Source organism: Chloracidobacterium sp. D (genome assembly GCF_018304685.1).
Classification (GTDB): Bacteria; Acidobacteriota; Blastocatellia; order Chloracidobacteriales; family Chloracidobacteriaceae; genus Chloracidobacterium; species Chloracidobacterium thermophilum.
Genome location: NZ_CP072635.1, coordinates 192,386 through 209,194 on the forward strand (window position 1 = coordinate 192,386; position 16,809 = coordinate 209,194).

Consider the following 16,809-nt stretch of genomic DNA (forward strand, 5'->3'; position numbering starts at 1 on the left):
AAGGCTACCTTTCCTCCGTGGAAATTGGACGTGCCCACTGCTTTGGCAGCGCTCGTTGCTGGGGGACTGGGTTTTGCTCTCAATGCCTTCCCTTTGCCGATTGGCAGGGACCTGCACCTTATCTTCGGCCCTATCCCTGCGCTCATCGTCGCTTTGACCTTCAGCCCGCTGTACGGGATGGTCGCGGCCCTGCTGGCCGGTCTCGCCACGGTGTGGTTGTGGGGCCACGGGCTGGCGCTGCCTTTTCTGGCGGCTCAGGCGTTTGTTGTCGGGTGGTGTGTCCAGCGCTGGAAGTGGCGGGCGCTCTTTGCAGATGCCGTCTTCTGGGTCGGTATCTCACCCCTGCTTTACTTCCTGCATGTCCGTTCCGGGGTGTACCCGGATGGCCTCGGCCCGGCTGTGGCCTTCAAGTATGTCGTCAATGGGTTGCTGTGCACGACCCTGGCCGATTCATCTCTTGGCTGGCCGGCATTCGGACGTCTGTTGGCACGGTATGGCGCCAGGCTGCCGGAAAACACCATGGCTGCCCGGCTGACACGGGTGCTGACGCTGGTGGCCGTCGTGCCAGCGTGCGCTCTGGCCGCCTGGTATGCCCACGCTGCATCGGACCAGCAGGAGCAGGAAGTACGCGCTGAGCTGACAACACAGACCAGGTTTGTGGCCAATGTGCTCAGTGACAAGCTCCTGGTAGCGCGGCAGGATGTGACCATACTTGCCGAACGGCTGTCCGAGATGCCAGACGACCCAGCCGCCGTCGCGCGCAGGTTGCAGCGTTATCACCAGCACGCTTTTCTGTTCGAGACACTTCTGGTGGCCGACACGGCCGGCAAGGTCATCGCCAGCAGTCCCGTGGTTTCCGAACCGCAGTTGAATGTTGCCGGCCATCCCTACCTGCAGGCGGCACTGTCCGGGCAAAACGTTGTGATTTCAGATGGTTTGCACTGTCCAGTCCCGGCGGGGAAGGACCCCTGCATAGCATTTGCCGCGCCGATTCGGTTGCCGGATGGCAGCGTGCGAGGCGTCGTCGAGGGGCGGATGACGACCACCCAACTCTCACGGCTGCTGTCGGGCAGTGTCGCCCATCGGGGTGAACCGTTCCACCTGGTCGTCCTGGACCGGCAGTCGCAGGTTCTGGCGACAAACCGCCCTGACCTTTTTCCACTGCTGGCCAAAACGAGGCTCTCCGACATCCGGGCGTATGACCGGGCGCTGTGGCTTCCGGTTCCTGCCTCCGGGCAAGAAGCCCGCTTCTGGGTCTGGCAGGAACGGGAGCCGGAGACCGGCTGGCGATGCTATGCCCTGGTCCCCTTCGCGGTTGTCCATCAGCGGGCGGCGACGGTGTTCATCCCGTTCCTGCTGGCTATTCCGTTTGTGTTGTTTGTAGTGGCGTGGGCGTCGGGTGTGACCGTCCGCCGGGTGATGCGGCCGCTGGACGAGTTGACCGCCACAGCGCGGGTGCTTGCCACCGATCCAGAGCGGGCACCAGACATCCTGCCAGACAGCCCGAACGGGCAAACCCTGCCGGCGACGCAACTGCCGGCAGAGATTGCCCACCTGACGGAGGCTTTCCATGCCATGGCCAGACAGGTGGGAAAGACGATGTCCTACCTGCGCGCCACGAACATCGAGTTGGAAATTGCCCGGCAACGTCTGGAGGACGCGCGTGACAACCTGGAGCGTGAGCTGGCGGCGCGGACAGCCGAAATCGAACGCCGTGAAGAAGCGCGTCTGCGGTCGCAAAAGCTGGAGTTGCTGGGGCACCTCACCGGTGGCATCGCCCATAACTTCAACAATCTTCTGACCGTGATTCTCAGCTACAGCTCGCTTGAACTCAGCCGGCGTGCCCCCGATGATCCGGCGTGTAAGGGGCTTCAGTCTATCCGGCGGGCGGCCGAGCGCGGGCGCGATCTCGTCAAGCAGTTGATGGCGTACAGCCGCGCCAGCGAAGCCAGCGCCGCCCTGTGCTTCCCGCTGCACGATGCCCTGCGAACGGTGCAGGGGATGGTGGAACGGCTTTTCAACGAGGAGGTCGAACTGACCACAAACTTCGCCGCTGGCGAAGTCTTCGTGTACGCCATCCCACAGGAACTGGAGCAGGTTTTTCTCAACCTGCTGGTCAATGCCCGCGACGCCATGCCTAACGGAGGCACGATCAGTCTGGAAACCACCCTGGTAGCCGATACTGCGGCGGAAGCCGGCGGCGTGGTCTTTCCGGCCGGAAGCCGCCTGGAGGAGTTGCTGGCGGCGCAGCCGGTCGTCCGCATCTCCGTACGCGACACCGGAACCGGCATCCCGCCGGAAGTCATGGCGCGGCTGTGTGAGCCGTTCTTCACGACGAAGGAACAGCACAAGGGCACCGGACTTGGGCTTTCAACGGCCCTGGGGACGATCACTTCCGCCGGAGGGCTGCTGCGGGTTGAAAGCGAAGTCGGGAAGGGGACAGCCTTCCACGTGTACCTGCCGGTGGCTGAGCAGCCAGCCTCTGGCGTTCCAACCTCTGGCTCACATCGGTTGTCGTTCCTCAAGCCGTCGGCGCAGGCGCAGCGGGTGCTGGTCGTTGAGGATGACCCGGACGTGCGGGCGACCGTGGGGGCAGCGCTTCTGGCGGGTGGTTTTGCCGTTGTCGAAGCCAGAGACGGGCAGGCGGCCTGGAACATAATCCAGCAGCAGGCCGGGCGCTTCGATCTGGTTGTCACCGATGTCCGCATGCCGAACGTCAACGGCGTTCAGTTGGCTTCCTCCATCTGGGAGACTTATCCCGACCTGCCGGTGCTCTTCATTTCGGGCTACGCCGACAGGGATGACACCAGACAGAGCTTTGCCTTCCGGGATAACCTCATTTACAAGCCTTTCACGGCAACTGAAATTGTCGAAAAGGTCAAATCCATGATGGACAAAAACACCGCCGAGCAGCCAACGAAGGTTGGCTAGCTGTGTGCAACAGCTAGTGTGGAAGGGCCCTTTCGGTCTCGGTGGTGGGCATTGCCTGGGGCTGTGGCTTGCGCCGGTAGTCGCCACGGCTGAAATACTTCTCCAGCCAGACGTAACAGCAGATGAAGAAATACCGGCTGCCCATTTCCTTGATCTTGAGCTTGGCCAACCCCGTACGCCGGTTGCGCCAGGTAATGGGAATGACCGTCCAGGTGTAGCCCCGGACAATCGCCTTGAGCGGCAGTTCCACTGTCAGGTTGAAGTGCGGCGACAGAAAAGGCCGGCAGCCCTCGATGACTTCCCGCCGGTACGCCTTGAAAGCATTCGTGGTGTCGTTGAGCCGGATGCCAAACAGCAGCCGCAGAAATGTATTGGCCAGCCGGTTGAGCACCCACTTGATGGGTGGGTAGTCAATCGTTCCCCCGCCTTTGACGAAGCGGCTGCCAAAGACGCACTCATAGCCCCGGTTGAGTTCCCGCCAGTAGCGGACGACATCGCGGCAGTCATCCGATTCATCCGCCATCATGATGACGACCGCATCGCCCGTGACGTGCTCAAAACCAAAGGTGATGGCGCGCCCAAATCCGTGCTCACCCGTGTTCTGCAACGGACGCAGGGTGGGAATGTCGGCACAGGCCGCCTGCAGGACTTCCCACGTGGCGTCCGTACTGCCGTCGTCCACGACGATGATTTCGTGTGGAATCTGGTGCAGCCGCAGTTCAACGTACAGGTGCTCGACGGTCGAACGGATACACCCGGCTTCATCCCGCGCCGGAATGACAACGGACAGGCGCTTCAGGGGCGGCAGGTTCGGGTCGGGTGCAAACATGGCTAGTCCTCGGAAAGCCGCAGCCACTCTGGATGTTGCCGGGCATGCTCTGCAATTTCAGCAAAGATGGCTTCGCGTGTGTACGTCGGCCGCCAATCATAACGGGTCCGGGCCAGACTTGCATCCAGCACCAGCCAGCCGACGTCGAACGGCCGTGGCGTCAGGTCGGCCGTGACCTCGTGCGGGCCGAAGCGGTCGGCACACCAGGCACTAAGTTCCGCCAGAGAAAAGCTGCTGTCCATGCCGCCCCCGACGTTGACGACGCGCGGAAGTCCGGCGTCCTGTCCGGCGTTCATCTGCGCCACCAGCAGCGGAACGAGGTCGGCCGGGTGGAGGCAGTCGCGTACCTGGCGTCCACTGCCGCCAAAACCAATGTAGCGCAGCGGCCGCCGCGCCGCGTAGGCGCGAATCCAGAAGGAAACAATGCCCTGATCAGCCTTGCCGAACTGTTCCGCTCCGGCCATAACCCCACAGCGATTGATGAAGACCGGCAAACCAAACGCCGCGCCGTATTCGAGCGCCAGCACTTCCGACGCCAGCTTGGCGCTCCCATACAGCGACAGCGGTGGCGTCGTCGAAAAGGTTTCCGTAATGCCAGCCGGCGTGAGTCCGTCCGCACCGGCGTTTGGGTCAGGGACAAACCGGTTGGCCTGTTCGCGCAGCGGCAGGGCGCACAGGGCCGCGATGGAATAGACCCGGCTCGTGCCAAGCAGGATGAAGCCGGCGTTCCACCGGCGGGCCAGTTCGAGCAGGTTGAGCGTGCCGACAAGGTTGTGTTCGAGCAGTTGGCGGGCGCCGGTTTTGCCATCCACGCCGGCCAGCACACTGGGGTTGGCGGCCGCATCAATAATCCAGTCACAGGGGGGCAGTCCTTCCAGATCGCTGGGCAGGCGAATGTCGCCGTGCAGGAGTCGAAAGCCGGCCTCGCGCAGCCGTTGCCGGTTGATTTCGCTGCCGGGGCGCACGAGGTTGTCCAGTCCGACCAGTTCCACACCGGTCAGCCACTCGCGGAGCACACGGGCCACGACACTGCCGACAAAGCCGCACATGCCGGTAAGCAGAATCCGCATCAGCAGGTCTCCATTTGAAAATGAGCCGGGTGGCCAATAAGGTTGTGATGACGTGAGAACCATAACACTGAGCGAGGAACCTGCACGTGCCTGCTCCGGTTTGCCTGGTCACCGGCTCTTCGGGACTGATCGGTTCGGAAGTCGTCGAGTACTTTCACCGCCGTGGCTTTGTGGTGCACGGCATTGACAACAACCAGCGCGCCGTATTTTTCGGCCCGGCCGGCGACACCCGCTGGAACCAGCAGCGGTTGATGGCGACGCTGGCGCACTTTCATCACCACGAGCTGGACATCCGCGACCGGGCCGGTGTCGCGGCTCTGATTGCTGAGTTGCGCCCCAACGTCATTATCCACACGGCGGCGCAGCCCTCCCACGACCTGGCCGCGCGGGTGCCCTTTGATGACTTCGACGTGAACGCCGTCGGGACGCTCAACCTGCTCGAAGCAGCACGGCAGCACTGCCCGGAGTCGCCTTTCATCCACATGTCCACCAACAAGGTCTATGGCGATGGGCCGAACCATATCCCGCTGGTCGAACTTGAAACCCGGTGGGACTACGCCGACCCGGCCTACGCCCATGGCATTCCCGAAACGTTTTCCATTGACCACACGCTGCACTCCCTGTTTGGAGCCTCGAAGGTGGCGGCCGATGTGCTGGTGCAGGAATACGGACGCTATTTCGGCATGCCGACGGTCTGCCTGCGCGGCGGCTGCCTGACCGGCCCCAATCACGCCGGCGTCGAACTGCACGGGTTTCTGAGCTACCTCATCAAGTGCAATCTGGAAGAACGGGAATACAAAATCTACGGCTACAAGGGCAAGCAGGTGCGCGACAACATCCACGCCGAAGATGTCGCGGCTTTTATGTTTGCCTTTTACGAGCACCCACGGGCCGGGGCGGTCTATAACCTGGGCGGGGGCAGAGAAAATGCCTGCTCAATTCTGGAAGCCTTCCAGATGGTTGAGGCGCTGACCGGCAAGCCGCAGCGGTACAGCTATGTTGACCAGGCGCGCATTGGCGATCACATCTGCTACTACAGCGATCTGCGGAAGATGAAAGCCGATTATCCGGGCTGGAACATTGAGCATTCACTCGCGGATATTTTCGCCGACATTGTCAAGGCCTGGGAAATACGACTCAAAGCCAACCTGTGACCTCTTGCTCACACAAGGGGGACGAAATCCGGGTATCTCTTTGCGCCAGTGCGGAAGCGCCCACAGGTGTTCGTCGTTTTCGGTTGTGACTGAATCTGCCTTGCGACGGAAGCGCTGGCCGCGTATCAAACCTTGAAGCACAGCCCGTTGCTCCTGGTGGTCACCCATGGATGACATCATCAGCACAGCCAAATCCATTATCACCGAGGAAGTCGCGCGGGCCGGATACCAGGTGGTGCGCATTCTGCTTTTTGGAAGCCGCGCACGCGGCGATGCCCGTCCTGATAGTGACTGGGACTTTTTTGTTATCACCGACCGGGAACCCCTGCGGGAAGAAAAACAGACTATTGTCGCAACGCTCAGCCTTCGGTTTGCCGCACTTGGCTTCTATGCGGATGTTATTCTTCAAGCGGAAGCCTTGGTACAGGCCCGCAAGGCAAATACTGGCTTTCTCGCGTACTACGTGCTCAAAGAGGGACTGCCGATATGAATGAGGATGCCGTGTTGCTCCGGGCTTGGTCCATGCAAATGCCAGCTTTTGCTTCCTCAAAAAGGTGCATTCCAGAGACAAGCCTCTCTCTTCTCGTAGAGCTAGAAGTTGACATTGAAATCAATCCGGTAGAAGCGCCGGTAAACGGCAAAAAAGGTGCCGAACTGGGGCGCACCCGTGTTGGCAAACACGTTGCGCGGATTGAAGTGGTTGGTCACGTTGAAAATGCTGACCGTAAAGCTGGCCGATTCGACGCCAGCCTTTTTGCCAAAAAGCGTCGGCTTGAGCCATTCCGGCACCTTGAAGGTTTTGGTCACAGCCAGATCAAGCGCCACAAAACGCGGGAAACGGGTGTTGTCCGCATTGCGCTGCCCGATGAAGTTCTGATTTTCGTCGGTGACGCTGAACGGGAAGCCGTCCCGCCACTCGAAAATGGGTGCCAGCTTGACCTTCCACGGCAGGGCAAACACCCCACGGGCAAAAAAGCGGTTGGGTGCGTCAATCGCGGCATTGCCGAACTGATCGCGACGAATGACCGGATTGGGAATGTCGCCAAAGTAGCTGATGAAGTCGTTGAGCTGCGCCCGCGTCTTGCTGCGGACGTAGGAAACCGTAAGCGTGTGGTCGCGCGTGAAGCGGATGTCGGTCGTGGACTCAAAGGCCCGGTAGGTGGCCCGCCCGGTGTTGAACAGCCGGATAATGCCGTCCGTCGGGAGGAGGATGGGTTCGACGAACAAATCATTGAACGTCCGGCTGTCGAGGTAGGCCAGCTTGGTCAGGACGTGCTTCGTGATGCGCTGCGCAAATTCCACCCGAAGCGTCCGGTTGAAGGGAATGCGGAAGTCGCCGCCCCGGCCGGGATCGTTCGTCGGGTCGCGCGCCAGGTCATAGATGAAGGCGCGCACCGGCTCGCGCAGACTGCCGTCCGGGTTGAAGGTGGCGACAATCGGCCGCGGCATGCTCCGAAAGGCCAGGGCGTTGAGGGGGAGTTTGTCGTAAAACAGCCCGAAACCGGCCCGCAGCACGGTATCATCCGTGCCCCGTGGTGAATAGGACAGGGCAATGCGCGGGGCCAGGTTGATGCTCGTGGCGGCCTGCTGGGTCTCGATGCGCAGCCCGAAATCGAGTTGCAGATTGGGGCGGATGAGCCACTGATCCTGCGCATAGCCGGAAACTTCGATGTTGTCGGCGCGCAGATCGCCCCGGTTGGCATAGGTGATGCGTTGCAACAGAAGACCGTTCGTGCGGCGCAGTTCAACCGGGCGGCTGGTCATCTCCCCCCGGTTGCGCATGGCGTTGACATCGAAGCCAAACTTGATGCGGTGCCAGCCCATGGCCTCGAACGCCGCCATGGTGTTGGAGAACTGCAATTGGTAGCGTTCCGTCGTGCGGTCGGTCGCCGTGTAGAAACGGCCCAGCCGCCCGACGGGTGTAATCACCATGGTGTCTTCGCCCTTGCCAAAGGTTTCGACGCCAATCCGCTTGTAGTTGAAGTGCGTTTCGAGCGTCGAACCGGCCCCGGTGGCGTAGCGGTGCGTTGCTGCCAGGGCCAGGTCGGTCGTCCGCTGGTTGGGCGACACCGGTACGGGGTTGAAGAAGTCCAGTCCGACGTTGCGTACCAGCCGCCGGGCGACATTGACCGTCGTCGTCAGGGTCTGGCGGTCCGTCAAAAACACATCAAACTGGCTGAAACTGCGGAAGGAATACTTGCGGACTTCGTTATCGGGATTGGGCAGCCCACGCACCACGGCCTTGTCCACGATGACTTCAAACGCCTGGGCGAAGAAAGCCTTGTCGCGGACGATGGGGCCGGAGACATTCACCCGGGGCGAGACATTGGCAAAACCAAACAACTGGCCGCTCCGAAAGCGCGGTTCGGGGAAGAAATCGTTGATGCCAAAGGTCCATTTGTTGCTGCCCGGCCGGGTCTCGATGCGGGTGACGCCGCCGGTGAATTTGCCAAACTCCGGCAGGTAGGGGTTGGTGAACACCTCGGCCTGCTGGACGGCTTCAAGCGGAATCTCGACCTGAAATGTTCCCGTCGCCGGGTCATTGCTGATGTTGCCGTTGACCAGCACGGCGCTCTGGTCTTCCCGTGCGCCCTTGATGCTGGTGCGCCCGTCGTTGGAGCGGATGACGTTCGGCACGGGCGGAAACGAGGTGAGGATGTCGCGTCCCCGCGCCGGCAGGATGCGCACTTCGGCCGGTGTAATCCGGTCGGTCGAAGCACTTCCCTGTTCGACCAGCGGCCGTTCGGCGTCGCCGCGAATCTCCACAACTTCGCCGCCGGTCAGGCTCAGGCCAATCGGCTGCTCGGCAAGAACCCCCGGTTCAACCACGTAGTTGTCGTCGGTCAGGGTGTCGTAGCCGGCAGCTTCGATGTTCAGGGTGTAGGTTCCGCCGGGCACGTCGGCAAAGGTCGCTTTTCCAGCGGCATCCGTCGTCCGGGTGAGGGCGCGTGCGCCGGGTGCCGCGTCCTTGGGGGCAAGGGTGATGGTGGCGCCGGACAGAGGCTTCTGGGAACTGGCGTCCGTGATGGTGAAGACGACCATGCTCGTCTGTTGTCCGTACAGGCTGCTGGCAAACAACCCCAGCCACAGCGCAATGATGAAGCCAAAATATCGTGTGTGCATAACAGCTTGTCAGGACGCTTCAGGAACGCCTTTCAGGATAAATCCGTCAAACAAACGTCGGCCACCTGGCGAAGTTTCAGCAGCGCCTGGCGCAGATGGCGGAGAAAACGCGCTGCGGCAAGCGGATGGAACAGCAGGGTGGCAGACATCTCCAATGGGCGGAGCGCATAGTTCGGGTCGAGTCCGGCGTTGAGATTGGGCAAATCCTGCTGCGCATCATCGCTGATGATCCGCACCAGCAACAACGGGAGTTCAGAACGCTGGGCGGCCCGGGCAATGGCATGGCTTTCCATATCCACAACCAGCGCCGTCGTTTGCGCGTGAAGCCGGCGTTTTTCTGCCGCATGACAAACGACCTGGGGCGTGGTCAGATGGTCGCCCTGATGCACTGTGAAGCCGGCCGCCGTGAGCCGGGCAGCAGTGCGGGCAAGCGTGGCAGGGCAGCCGGGCAACGGGTCGCCTTCCACCAATCGGGTGTGAACGCCCAGCACGACATCCCCAACGGCCAGCGCTGGCGACAGCGCCCCGCCAATGCCGAACACGGCCACCAGCGGACGACATGCCGGCGGCAGTGCCGTCAACGCGCGCTGAGCGGCACAGGCCGCATTTGCCGGCCCGATGCCGGTACACACAACCTGCACGGCCCCCGGCGCTGCGCCCTGGACGGCCCGCTGCTCGCCTGGTGTGGCGACGAACAACAACAAAGTTGGTGGCTGCGGTTGGGCTTGTTTCAGCATAAGCCGCTGATTATAACCTAAAACTTTGTGCGTTGGCTGTCCTGATGTCTGGTGAGGGAGTGCCCGTGTCCTGGTTTCGCCTTGGATTGCAAGCGGTGTTGGGTTTGGCCGCGGCGGGAGGACTGGCTTACATGCTTCTGGCTTTATGGTCGGCGGCCACGTTTCCCTGTCACCGGCTGGCCCGGAAACGGCTCTCCGGGAAGCGGCAACCGCCGGTGTCGTTGCTCAAGCCCCTACGCGGTGCTGAAACCGGGCTTGAAACCTGCCTGGGCAGCTTTTTTCAGTTGAAGTACCCACGGTATGAACTGCTTTTTGCCGTCCGTACGCACGACGACCCGGCCGTGGAGGTCGTCCGTCGCCTGCGCGCCCGTTTTCCGGGGGTGCGCGCCCAACTGCTCGTGACAGGCGAGCCGCCCTACGCCAACGCCAAAGTGTTCAGCCTTGAAGCTCTGGCCAAAGCCGCCGCTTACGACCTGCTGGTGGTGACGGACAGCGACACCAAGGTGGCGCCCGACTATCTCGACAGCATTGCCCTGGCCTTTGCCGAACGCGAGGTCGGTGTTGTGACCCATCCCTACCGTGGCGTCGCTGGCGGCGATCTGTGGTCCCGGCTCGAAGCCCTGGGCATGACAACCGAGTTTATGGCCGGGGTGGTTGTCGCCGAACGGCTGGAGGGGATGAAGTTTGCCCTGGGCCCTTCGATGGCCGTCCGGCGGAGTTGCCTTACGTCCATCGGTGGCTTTGCCGCCATGAAAGATTACCTGGCCGATGACTTTGTGCTGGGCGCGTGGGCGGCGCGCGCTGGCTGGAAAGTGCTCCTGTTGCCCCAGGTCGTCGAGCATCTCGCCACGGCGCAGGGCTTTCTGACGAGCTTCAGACATCGCCTGCGCTGGAACCGGAGCAGTCGGTTTTCGCGTCCGGCGGGCTATATCGGGCAGGGCTTCACCTACGGACTGGTCTGGACGCTGCTGTTTACGGCCGTGGCCCCGTGGCCGCTCAATCTGGCGACGCTGATCGCCGGTTGCGTGCTCCGGGGGAGTTTGGCTCTGGTGCTGGCCTGGCGTCTGAACGACCCGACGGTGAAGCATTACCTATGGCTGATTCCGCTTCAGGACATACTGAGTTGGGTGTCCTGGATAGGCGGTTTTCTGGGCAAAACAATTGAGTGGCGTGGCGAGCGTTACGTGCTGTGCGATGGCGGCCGGTTCGAGCCGCTGTCGCGGCCGGCTGTGATGGGAGAAATGCGTGCTGCCAAGTGAACGTCCGGTGTGGCGCGACGAGCTGGTGGTGCTGGCTGTGGCGTCCATCGTGTTTCTGAGTGCCTGTTTCGCTCCACCACATCTGATGGATGACGTGGATGCAGCCCAGGCGCAGATTGCCCGCACGATGCTGGCAACCGGTGACTGGGTGACGCCCCGGCTCAACGGCATTGCTTACCTGGAAAAGCCGCCTCTCAAGTACTGGCTCATCGCGCTTTCGTTCTGGATATTTGGCGTGTCGGACTGGGCTGCCCGGCTTCCCATTGGGCTGGGCGCGGTAGCGCTGTGCTGGCTCACCTTCCGCATGGGCGTCTGGGCGTTTGGCGCGCGCGCCGGTTTCCACGCCGGCCTCGTACTGGCCACGAGCATCGGGCTGTTTCTCTTCACCCGCATTCTCATTGCCGACGTGCTCCTGACCCTGAGCCTGGCCCTGGCCATGTGGTCCTTTTTGCGGGCGCTCGACCCCGCTGAACGCCATCCCCGGCGCTGGGCCGTGCTGCTGGCCGTGTGTCTGGCGGCCGGGTTTCTGTTCAAGGGCTTCATTGGGCTGGTGTTTCCACTGGCAGCCATGGGGCTATACGCGGTCTGTACCGGACAGTGGCGGCAGCGGGACTTCTGGCAGCGCCTTCCGCCGGTGACATTGGGACTTCTCGTTCTGGGACTGACGTCGCCCTGGTTCATTGCGGCCACGGTGGCCAACCCGCCTTGGTTTGACGTGGCCCTGACCAGTGAGCCGGGCAAGTACCGTGGGTTTTTCTGGTTTTTCGTCTTCAACGAGCATGTGCTGCGCTTTCTGGGCCGCCGCTACCCACGGGATTACAACACTGTGCCGCGCCTGTGGTTTTGGTGTTCACACCTGATCTGGTTCTTTCCCTGGAGCCTGTTTCTGCCCGGCGTGGCGCGGCTGCGGTTGACGCGCCGACCGGACGACCGCGCCAGCCGCATGACCCTGCTGGCCGTCCTCTGGATCGGCTTCGTCATGCTGTTTTTTTCGTTTTCGACCACGCAGGAATACTACTCACTGCCGATTTACCCGGCGGTAGCCGTGCTGCTTGGCGTGGTGCTGACTCATGACGGACGCTTCCAGTCGGTTGCGCGCTGGCTGACCGGTAGTCTGGCGGCGCTGGCGGCGCTGGCGGCCGGCGCGCTCATCGTCCTCAACTGGCAGACGCCGACCCCTGGCGACATTGCCCAGGCGCTGGCCAAAAGCACGGATGTCTATGCCGTGTACACCCTGTCGCTCGGCCACCTGGGCGACCTTACGCTTCAGTCATTTGCCTACCTGCGGCCGCCGCTGGCGCTGGCGACGGCGGCCTTTCTCACCGGAGCTGTGGGCGTGGCCCTGGTCCGGGCCGGTTGGGTCTGGTTGCCGGTGACGGTCATGCTGACTCTGCTTCTCGTGGCCGCCCGCCTTGCCATGGTCACCTTTGACCCCTACCTGGGGTCTTATCCGCTGGCCCAGGCGCTCATTGCGGCCCGGCAGCATCAGCCGGGGCAGGTGGTGGTGGACAATCAATACTATGCCTTCTCATCGGTTTTCTTTTACGCCGACCTGCGCCACGCCTGGCTGCTCAACGGACGGGTGACGAATCTCGAATACGGCTCCTATGCTCCCGGCGCGCCGCAGGTGTTTCTCGACGATGAAGGCTTTGTTGCTCTGTGGCGCGGGGCGGAGCGGGTGTACCTGCTCGTCGAGGATGTTCACCTGCCCCGCATTGAAACGTTGGTTGGAGCGACGGCTTTGCATACGATAGCGTCCAGTGGTGGAAAGTTTTTGCTGTGCAATCAGCCCAAAGTACAGCAAAACCTGGCTTCACCAGCGTACAAAAACCAGCCGAAGGTGCTAGGCTACATGGGCCCTGTCCCAAGCTGTGCGATTGTTCAATGAAAACAACCCTTTTTTCGGTAACGCTCAGGCGACGTGATGTGTGGCACGCGGATGCCGTCCGGTGAAGTATGACAGACGAAGCTTTGCAGCCAGCCATTGAGGATTTCAGGGGGTTTCTGGCAGGGCAGCGCGCACCGGCCCTGGTCGCGGCCTCCCTGGTGACGGTGTTACAGAGCGACATCCGTACCGTAAGCTGGTTGGTGCTCGACTGGGCAGCAAAAATGGCCCAGCAGCAGCCGGGCAGCAATCCGCTGGAGATTGTCCTGGCGGCGCGCAACAAGGTCTTCGACATCTTTTTTTACCGCGTCGTCCGCTTTGACCAGGTGTATCGGTTCTTTCCGCGCTTCGAGGAGCACCTGCTGGAGTTTTGTCCGCCGGCCTACCGCCCCCATCTTCAGGCGTTGTTAGCCCAGTATCCCTGGCAGCAGATCCGCCCGATTGGGGAAATGCGGGAACGGGCAATGTATGCGCTCGAAAAGCGCATGGAAGTACCGGTTCAGGAAGAGGCCTTCAACGAGAACATCTACCGCAACGTCACCCACAACGTGCTGTCGGCTGACCGGCGCTTTGAGTTTGCCGATGAACAAACCAGCGCCGATGTGCTGTCGTACCAAGGCAAAGTCAGCAGTCTGATGGGCGAGGTCGTGGGCCTGGTCACGGACAAGCGGGTGCGCCAGGAAATCATCGCCGCCAACGAAGCCGACAAGGAGGCGGAATACGAAACCAAACGGCGCTTCAATCTGGAGGATTACCTGGCGCAGTCGGTGGATTTGGCCGTGGCCTTCTTCAATGACGACTTCCTGCCGCAGTCCTGTCAGATGATGGACCTGGTGGTGGAACTGGCCCGGGCCCGGGACTTTTCCATCGAGAAAAGCCAGCGCCTGCAAAGCAAGGGAAGTCTGTTCAGCAGCCGCAAGATAGACGAATACTGCGCCTCGAAGCTTTCCCGGTTGCTGGTGGGCGATATTCTCACCAGGTTTGCTGTCTGGGACCCGGAAAAGCTCTTCCAGCAGCTTTTCGAGGAACCCGACCGGCGCATGCGGCGGGTGTTGCTCAGTGTGCTGGAAGCCAATGGGGAACGGATTTACCCCATGCTGTTGCACCAGCTTGAGCACTGTCGGCCCGAAACGCCCTGGTACTACATCCGTAACCTGATTTTCCTTCTGGGGCGCATCGTTTCGCCCAAGCCCGCCGAACGGGCCCGGGCCGTGGTGCTTGTCGGGCAGCATTTCCACCCGCGCACCGTACGGCAGGTCAACAGCCAATGTATTGCCACACTGAGTTTTATCGGCGGAGAGGCGGCGGGCGAATGCCTGCGCGCCAAGCTGGCGGAATTCAAGCGCCTGGACGATCCAGTGTCGCGCGACATCGCCGACAAAATTGCCATGGCTTTGATCGCGCTGGATGATCCCCTGTCCATGGAGGTTTCACTCGACCACGCCCTCAAGCACTGGAGCGATGAGTACGTCGAGCGCTTTGCCCAGACCCTGCTTTCTCCTCCAACCATCAGTTTTCTCATCGGGCGGGTGCGCGCCGAACTGACCAAACTCCGCCGTTCGTTCGCCTTCCTGGGCAATACGGAGGCGGCGACGCGCATCCTGCGCTGCCTGGCCTATCAGTACACGGACGAGGTGCGCGAACTGTGCCAGGAAATTGTGTCGTCACTGACGCCACGCAACGCCCTGCACGTTGCGGCCAAACATCTGCTTGACACGGCGACGCCGGCCCCGCTGCCGATGGCTGTGGACCGGACACTCAACCGGCTCCTCGTGCAGAAGCACCTGCCGGAGGCTTTTGTCTATGCCTGGGAAGCCGGTCTGACTGGGCACTTCCACATCACACTGACGGACAACACCGAGTGTCGGGTGGATTGGTCGCTGGGGCGGGTCGTCCATGCTTCTGTGCCGGCCTGCTTTCTCGAATCGGATAACGCCTTCTACTGGCTGTTCATGCTCGATCCGCGTGAAATTGCGCTGGCGTATTTCGACACCAAAACACCACCGGCCAGCCAGAACATCACGCTCGACACCCCGCTACTGCTGCACGAGGCGTTGTTGCAGCGCAGCGAGCTGAAGCAAATCTCAAGCACGGCCATCAAGCCGGATTCCTCATTTACCCGGCGTTCGATCCATGAGGCGCTGCTCAACCTCAAGGACAGCCCCGATCCCAAAACGTGCCGGATGGTGTGGGACGCGCTGGCCGAGCCGGCCAACATCGAAACGCTTCAGCAGCGCACAAAGCTGGGCAAGTACGACCTTTACAAACAGCTTTTCTATCTCATCCGGCAGAACTACGTCGCCGTGGATGCGCTGCGGGTCGGCACGGATGCCGCCGCTCTGGCGGATGGACTGAAGATGCTCGATGAGAACCTGAAGCGTATCCGGCGCAAGCCCCTGTTGTTTGCGCCGTACAAGGCCGTGGTTGAAATCTGCGCCGAAACGTCCCAGGCCACGCCGGACGAAGCGCTTCAGCTTACCTTTGCGACGCTGGGCAACTACTTCAAAGCCGCCTATGACGAGCGCCGGTTTCTGGTTGCCGCCATGATTGATGCCTGCGAACGGGCGCTGGAACTCGTCAACCAGTACCTGAAAACCAAGCAGGCCGGAGACAAAAAGGCCCTGCTCGACTACATGGGCTTTACCTTCCAGGTCCCGACCGAGGTCACACCGGTCGCGCCAGCGGCGGTTGCCGAAGCCACAACGCTCCAGAAACTCGAAAACATCCAGCTCATCAACGATGCTTTTGATGATGCGGCGGAAGCCCTGTTTGATGAGTCCTCAGTGGATGACCTGTTCGAGAACCTCGACGCCGTACTCACTGCACAGGGCCTGAGCGGGGGCAGCGCCACGATTGACAGCGGACTGACCGAACACGAAGAGTCCATGCTGATGGAACTCTACGACAACATTGCCGTGGCCTACGTCAAACCGCTCAAGGACTTCATGCGTGAAATCCAGCTCAACCAGAAGATCAAACGCCGGACTTCGCTGGAATGGATTGAAATGGTCGAGCCATCGGTCAACCTGCTCTACGGTTCGGCCGAAAAGATGGGCTACCAGAAAATCTGTGCGGCTCTGAAAGACATGCAGCAGGCGCTTCAGTCGCAGAAAAGCGTTCCCGACCAGGCATATTTCACCGAAGCGGCGCTTCAGCAGGTGCAGGCGAGTTACGAACGGCTGGCGCAGATGTTGCCCCGGACGTTTGCGCTCGATTTGTCGGCGTCAGACCTCAACAGCAAGAAGGAAGTGCTCATCGTCAAGTTCATTCTCAAGCAGATTCCAGAAATCAACGAAAAGCTGATGAACCGCATCATCCTGGCGGGGCTGTCCACCTTCGACAAGTTCATGCAGAGTTCGCCGGATGAGATCGCGGCGGTGACAGGGCTTTCCAAGCGGCAGGGCGAGGATGTGTTCATGAAGTTTTACCAGTACCGGCACATCTACTACCGCCACGACGATGAAGCCTACCGCGAGCGGTTTTACAGCATGTTTGATGTCAAGCTCAGTCTTCTGCGCGAGTTGCACCTGGAGATTGAAGCCCTGACCGAAGAACACCGCCGTACCAAGAAAGCTGAGCTGGAAGCCCGCATCGAGAGTCTCCAACAGGACCGGCAGCGTATGCTCTGGGGGCTGTTCATCCTGCTGTGCATCAAGGAAGAGTACGACCTGATCGAGTCGGTACAGCAGTCCATCTACGATGTGCGCATTCAGAAGCTCGAAGACTATCTGGCCAGGCTGGCCAAGCAGGCCGCCTGAAGGTTTTCCGGTCGGCTGCGGCGGCGCCTGAAGCTGTGGCGGCACGGCGCGCCGCTGATGGCT

At 61.4% G+C, this 16,809-nt stretch carries 10 protein-coding genes; 6 read left to right on the forward strand and 4 right to left on the reverse strand.

Annotated elements, in window-relative coordinates:
• Window positions 1-30 precede the first annotated feature (30 nt).
• Window positions 31-2,931 carry a response regulator gene (locus J8C01_RS11970; protein ID WP_211433100.1) on the forward strand — a complete coding sequence of 967 codons (2,901 nt, stop codon included), beginning with the start codon at window positions 31-33 and terminating at the stop codon, window positions 2,929-2,931.
• A gap of 13 nt (window positions 2,932-2,944) precedes the next feature.
• Here the strand turns inward: J8C01_RS11970 and J8C01_RS11975 are convergent, their stop codons facing one another.
• A complete protein-coding gene (locus tag J8C01_RS11975; protein ID WP_014101338.1) occupies window positions 2,945-3,760 on the reverse strand; it encodes a glycosyltransferase family 2 protein in 816 nt (271 codons plus the stop codon).
• Between the two features lie 2 nt (window positions 3,761-3,762).
• Entirely contained in the window at window positions 3,763-4,830 is a 1,068-nt protein-coding gene (locus J8C01_RS11980) for an NAD-dependent epimerase/dehydratase family protein (protein WP_014101337.1), read from the reverse strand.
• A gap of 86 nt (window positions 4,831-4,916) precedes the next feature.
• On the opposite strand from J8C01_RS11980, the gene J8C01_RS11985 reads away from it, so the two are divergent.
• Window positions 4,917-5,984 (forward strand): NAD-dependent epimerase/dehydratase family protein, encoded by a 1,068-nt coding sequence (locus J8C01_RS11985; RefSeq protein ID WP_211423285.1) that lies wholly within the window; start codon window positions 4,917-4,919, stop codon window positions 5,982-5,984.
• Window positions 5,985-6,150: 166 nt separating this feature from the next.
• Window positions 6,151-6,474: a nucleotidyltransferase domain-containing protein gene (locus tag J8C01_RS11990; protein WP_211423284.1), complete on the forward strand. Its 324-nt coding sequence runs from the start codon at window positions 6,151-6,153 to the stop codon at window positions 6,472-6,474.
• A gap of 101 nt (window positions 6,475-6,575) precedes the next feature.
• Here J8C01_RS11990 and J8C01_RS11995 read toward each other — a convergent pair whose 3' ends face one another.
• Window positions 6,576-9,107 carry a TonB-dependent receptor gene (locus J8C01_RS11995; protein ID WP_211433101.1) on the reverse strand — a complete coding sequence of 844 codons (2,532 nt, stop codon included), beginning with the start codon at window positions 9,105-9,107 and terminating at the stop codon, window positions 6,576-6,578.
• Window positions 9,108-9,139: 32 nt separating this feature from the next.
• Window positions 9,140-9,844 (reverse strand): phosphorylase family protein, encoded by a 705-nt coding sequence (locus tag J8C01_RS12000; RefSeq protein WP_014101332.1) that lies wholly within the window; start codon window positions 9,842-9,844, stop codon window positions 9,140-9,142.
• A 44-nt stretch (window positions 9,845-9,888) separates the two neighbouring features.
• On the opposite strand from J8C01_RS12000, the gene hpnI reads away from it, so the two are divergent.
• The 3 genes from hpnI (at window position 9,889) to J8C01_RS12015 (ending at window position 16,746) form a co-directional block, all read left to right on the forward strand.
• Window positions 9,889-11,103: a bacteriohopanetetrol glucosamine biosynthesis glycosyltransferase HpnI gene (gene hpnI / locus J8C01_RS12005; protein ID WP_256444042.1), complete on the forward strand. Its 1,215-nt coding sequence runs from the start codon at window positions 9,889-9,891 to the stop codon at window positions 11,101-11,103.
• Window positions 11,090-12,991 (forward strand): ArnT family glycosyltransferase, encoded by a 1,902-nt coding sequence (locus tag J8C01_RS12010; protein WP_211433103.1) that lies wholly within the window; start codon window positions 11,090-11,092, stop codon window positions 12,989-12,991. The genes hpnI and J8C01_RS12010 overlap by 14 nt, the downstream gene beginning before the upstream one ends.
• 68 nt (window positions 12,992-13,059) lie before the next feature.
• Complete coding sequence (locus tag J8C01_RS12015) at window positions 13,060-16,746, forward strand: helix-hairpin-helix domain-containing protein (RefSeq protein WP_211433104.1); 3,687 nt, start codon at window positions 13,060-13,062, stop codon at window positions 16,744-16,746.
• Window positions 16,747-16,809: the final 63 nt, after the last annotated feature.

Excerpts from the sequence above, each read along its gene's own strand:
- J8C01_RS11975 (WP_014101338.1), bottom strand. The coding sequence starts at position 3,760 with ATGTTTGCACCCGACCCGAACCTGCCGCCCCTGAAGCGCCTGTCCGTT.
- J8C01_RS11995 (WP_211433101.1), bottom strand. The coding sequence starts at position 9,107 with ATGCACACACGATATTTTGGCTTCATCATTGCGCTGTGGCTGGGGTTG.
- J8C01_RS11980 (WP_014101337.1), bottom strand. The coding sequence starts at position 4,830 with ATGCGGATTCTGCTTACCGGCATGTGCGGCTTTGTCGGCAGTGTCGTG.
- J8C01_RS12000 (WP_014101332.1), bottom strand. The coding sequence starts at position 9,844 with ATGCTGAAACAAGCCCAACCGCAGCCACCAACTTTGTTGTTGTTCGTC.
- J8C01_RS12015 (WP_211433104.1), top strand. The coding sequence starts at position 13,060 with ATGACAGACGAAGCTTTGCAGCCAGCCATTGAGGATTTCAGGGGGTTT.
- J8C01_RS11990 (WP_211423284.1), top strand. The coding sequence starts at position 6,151 with ATGGATGACATCATCAGCACAGCCAAATCCATTATCACCGAGGAAGTC.
- hpnI (WP_256444042.1), top strand. The coding sequence starts at position 9,889 with ATGTCTGGTGAGGGAGTGCCCGTGTCCTGGTTTCGCCTTGGATTGCAA.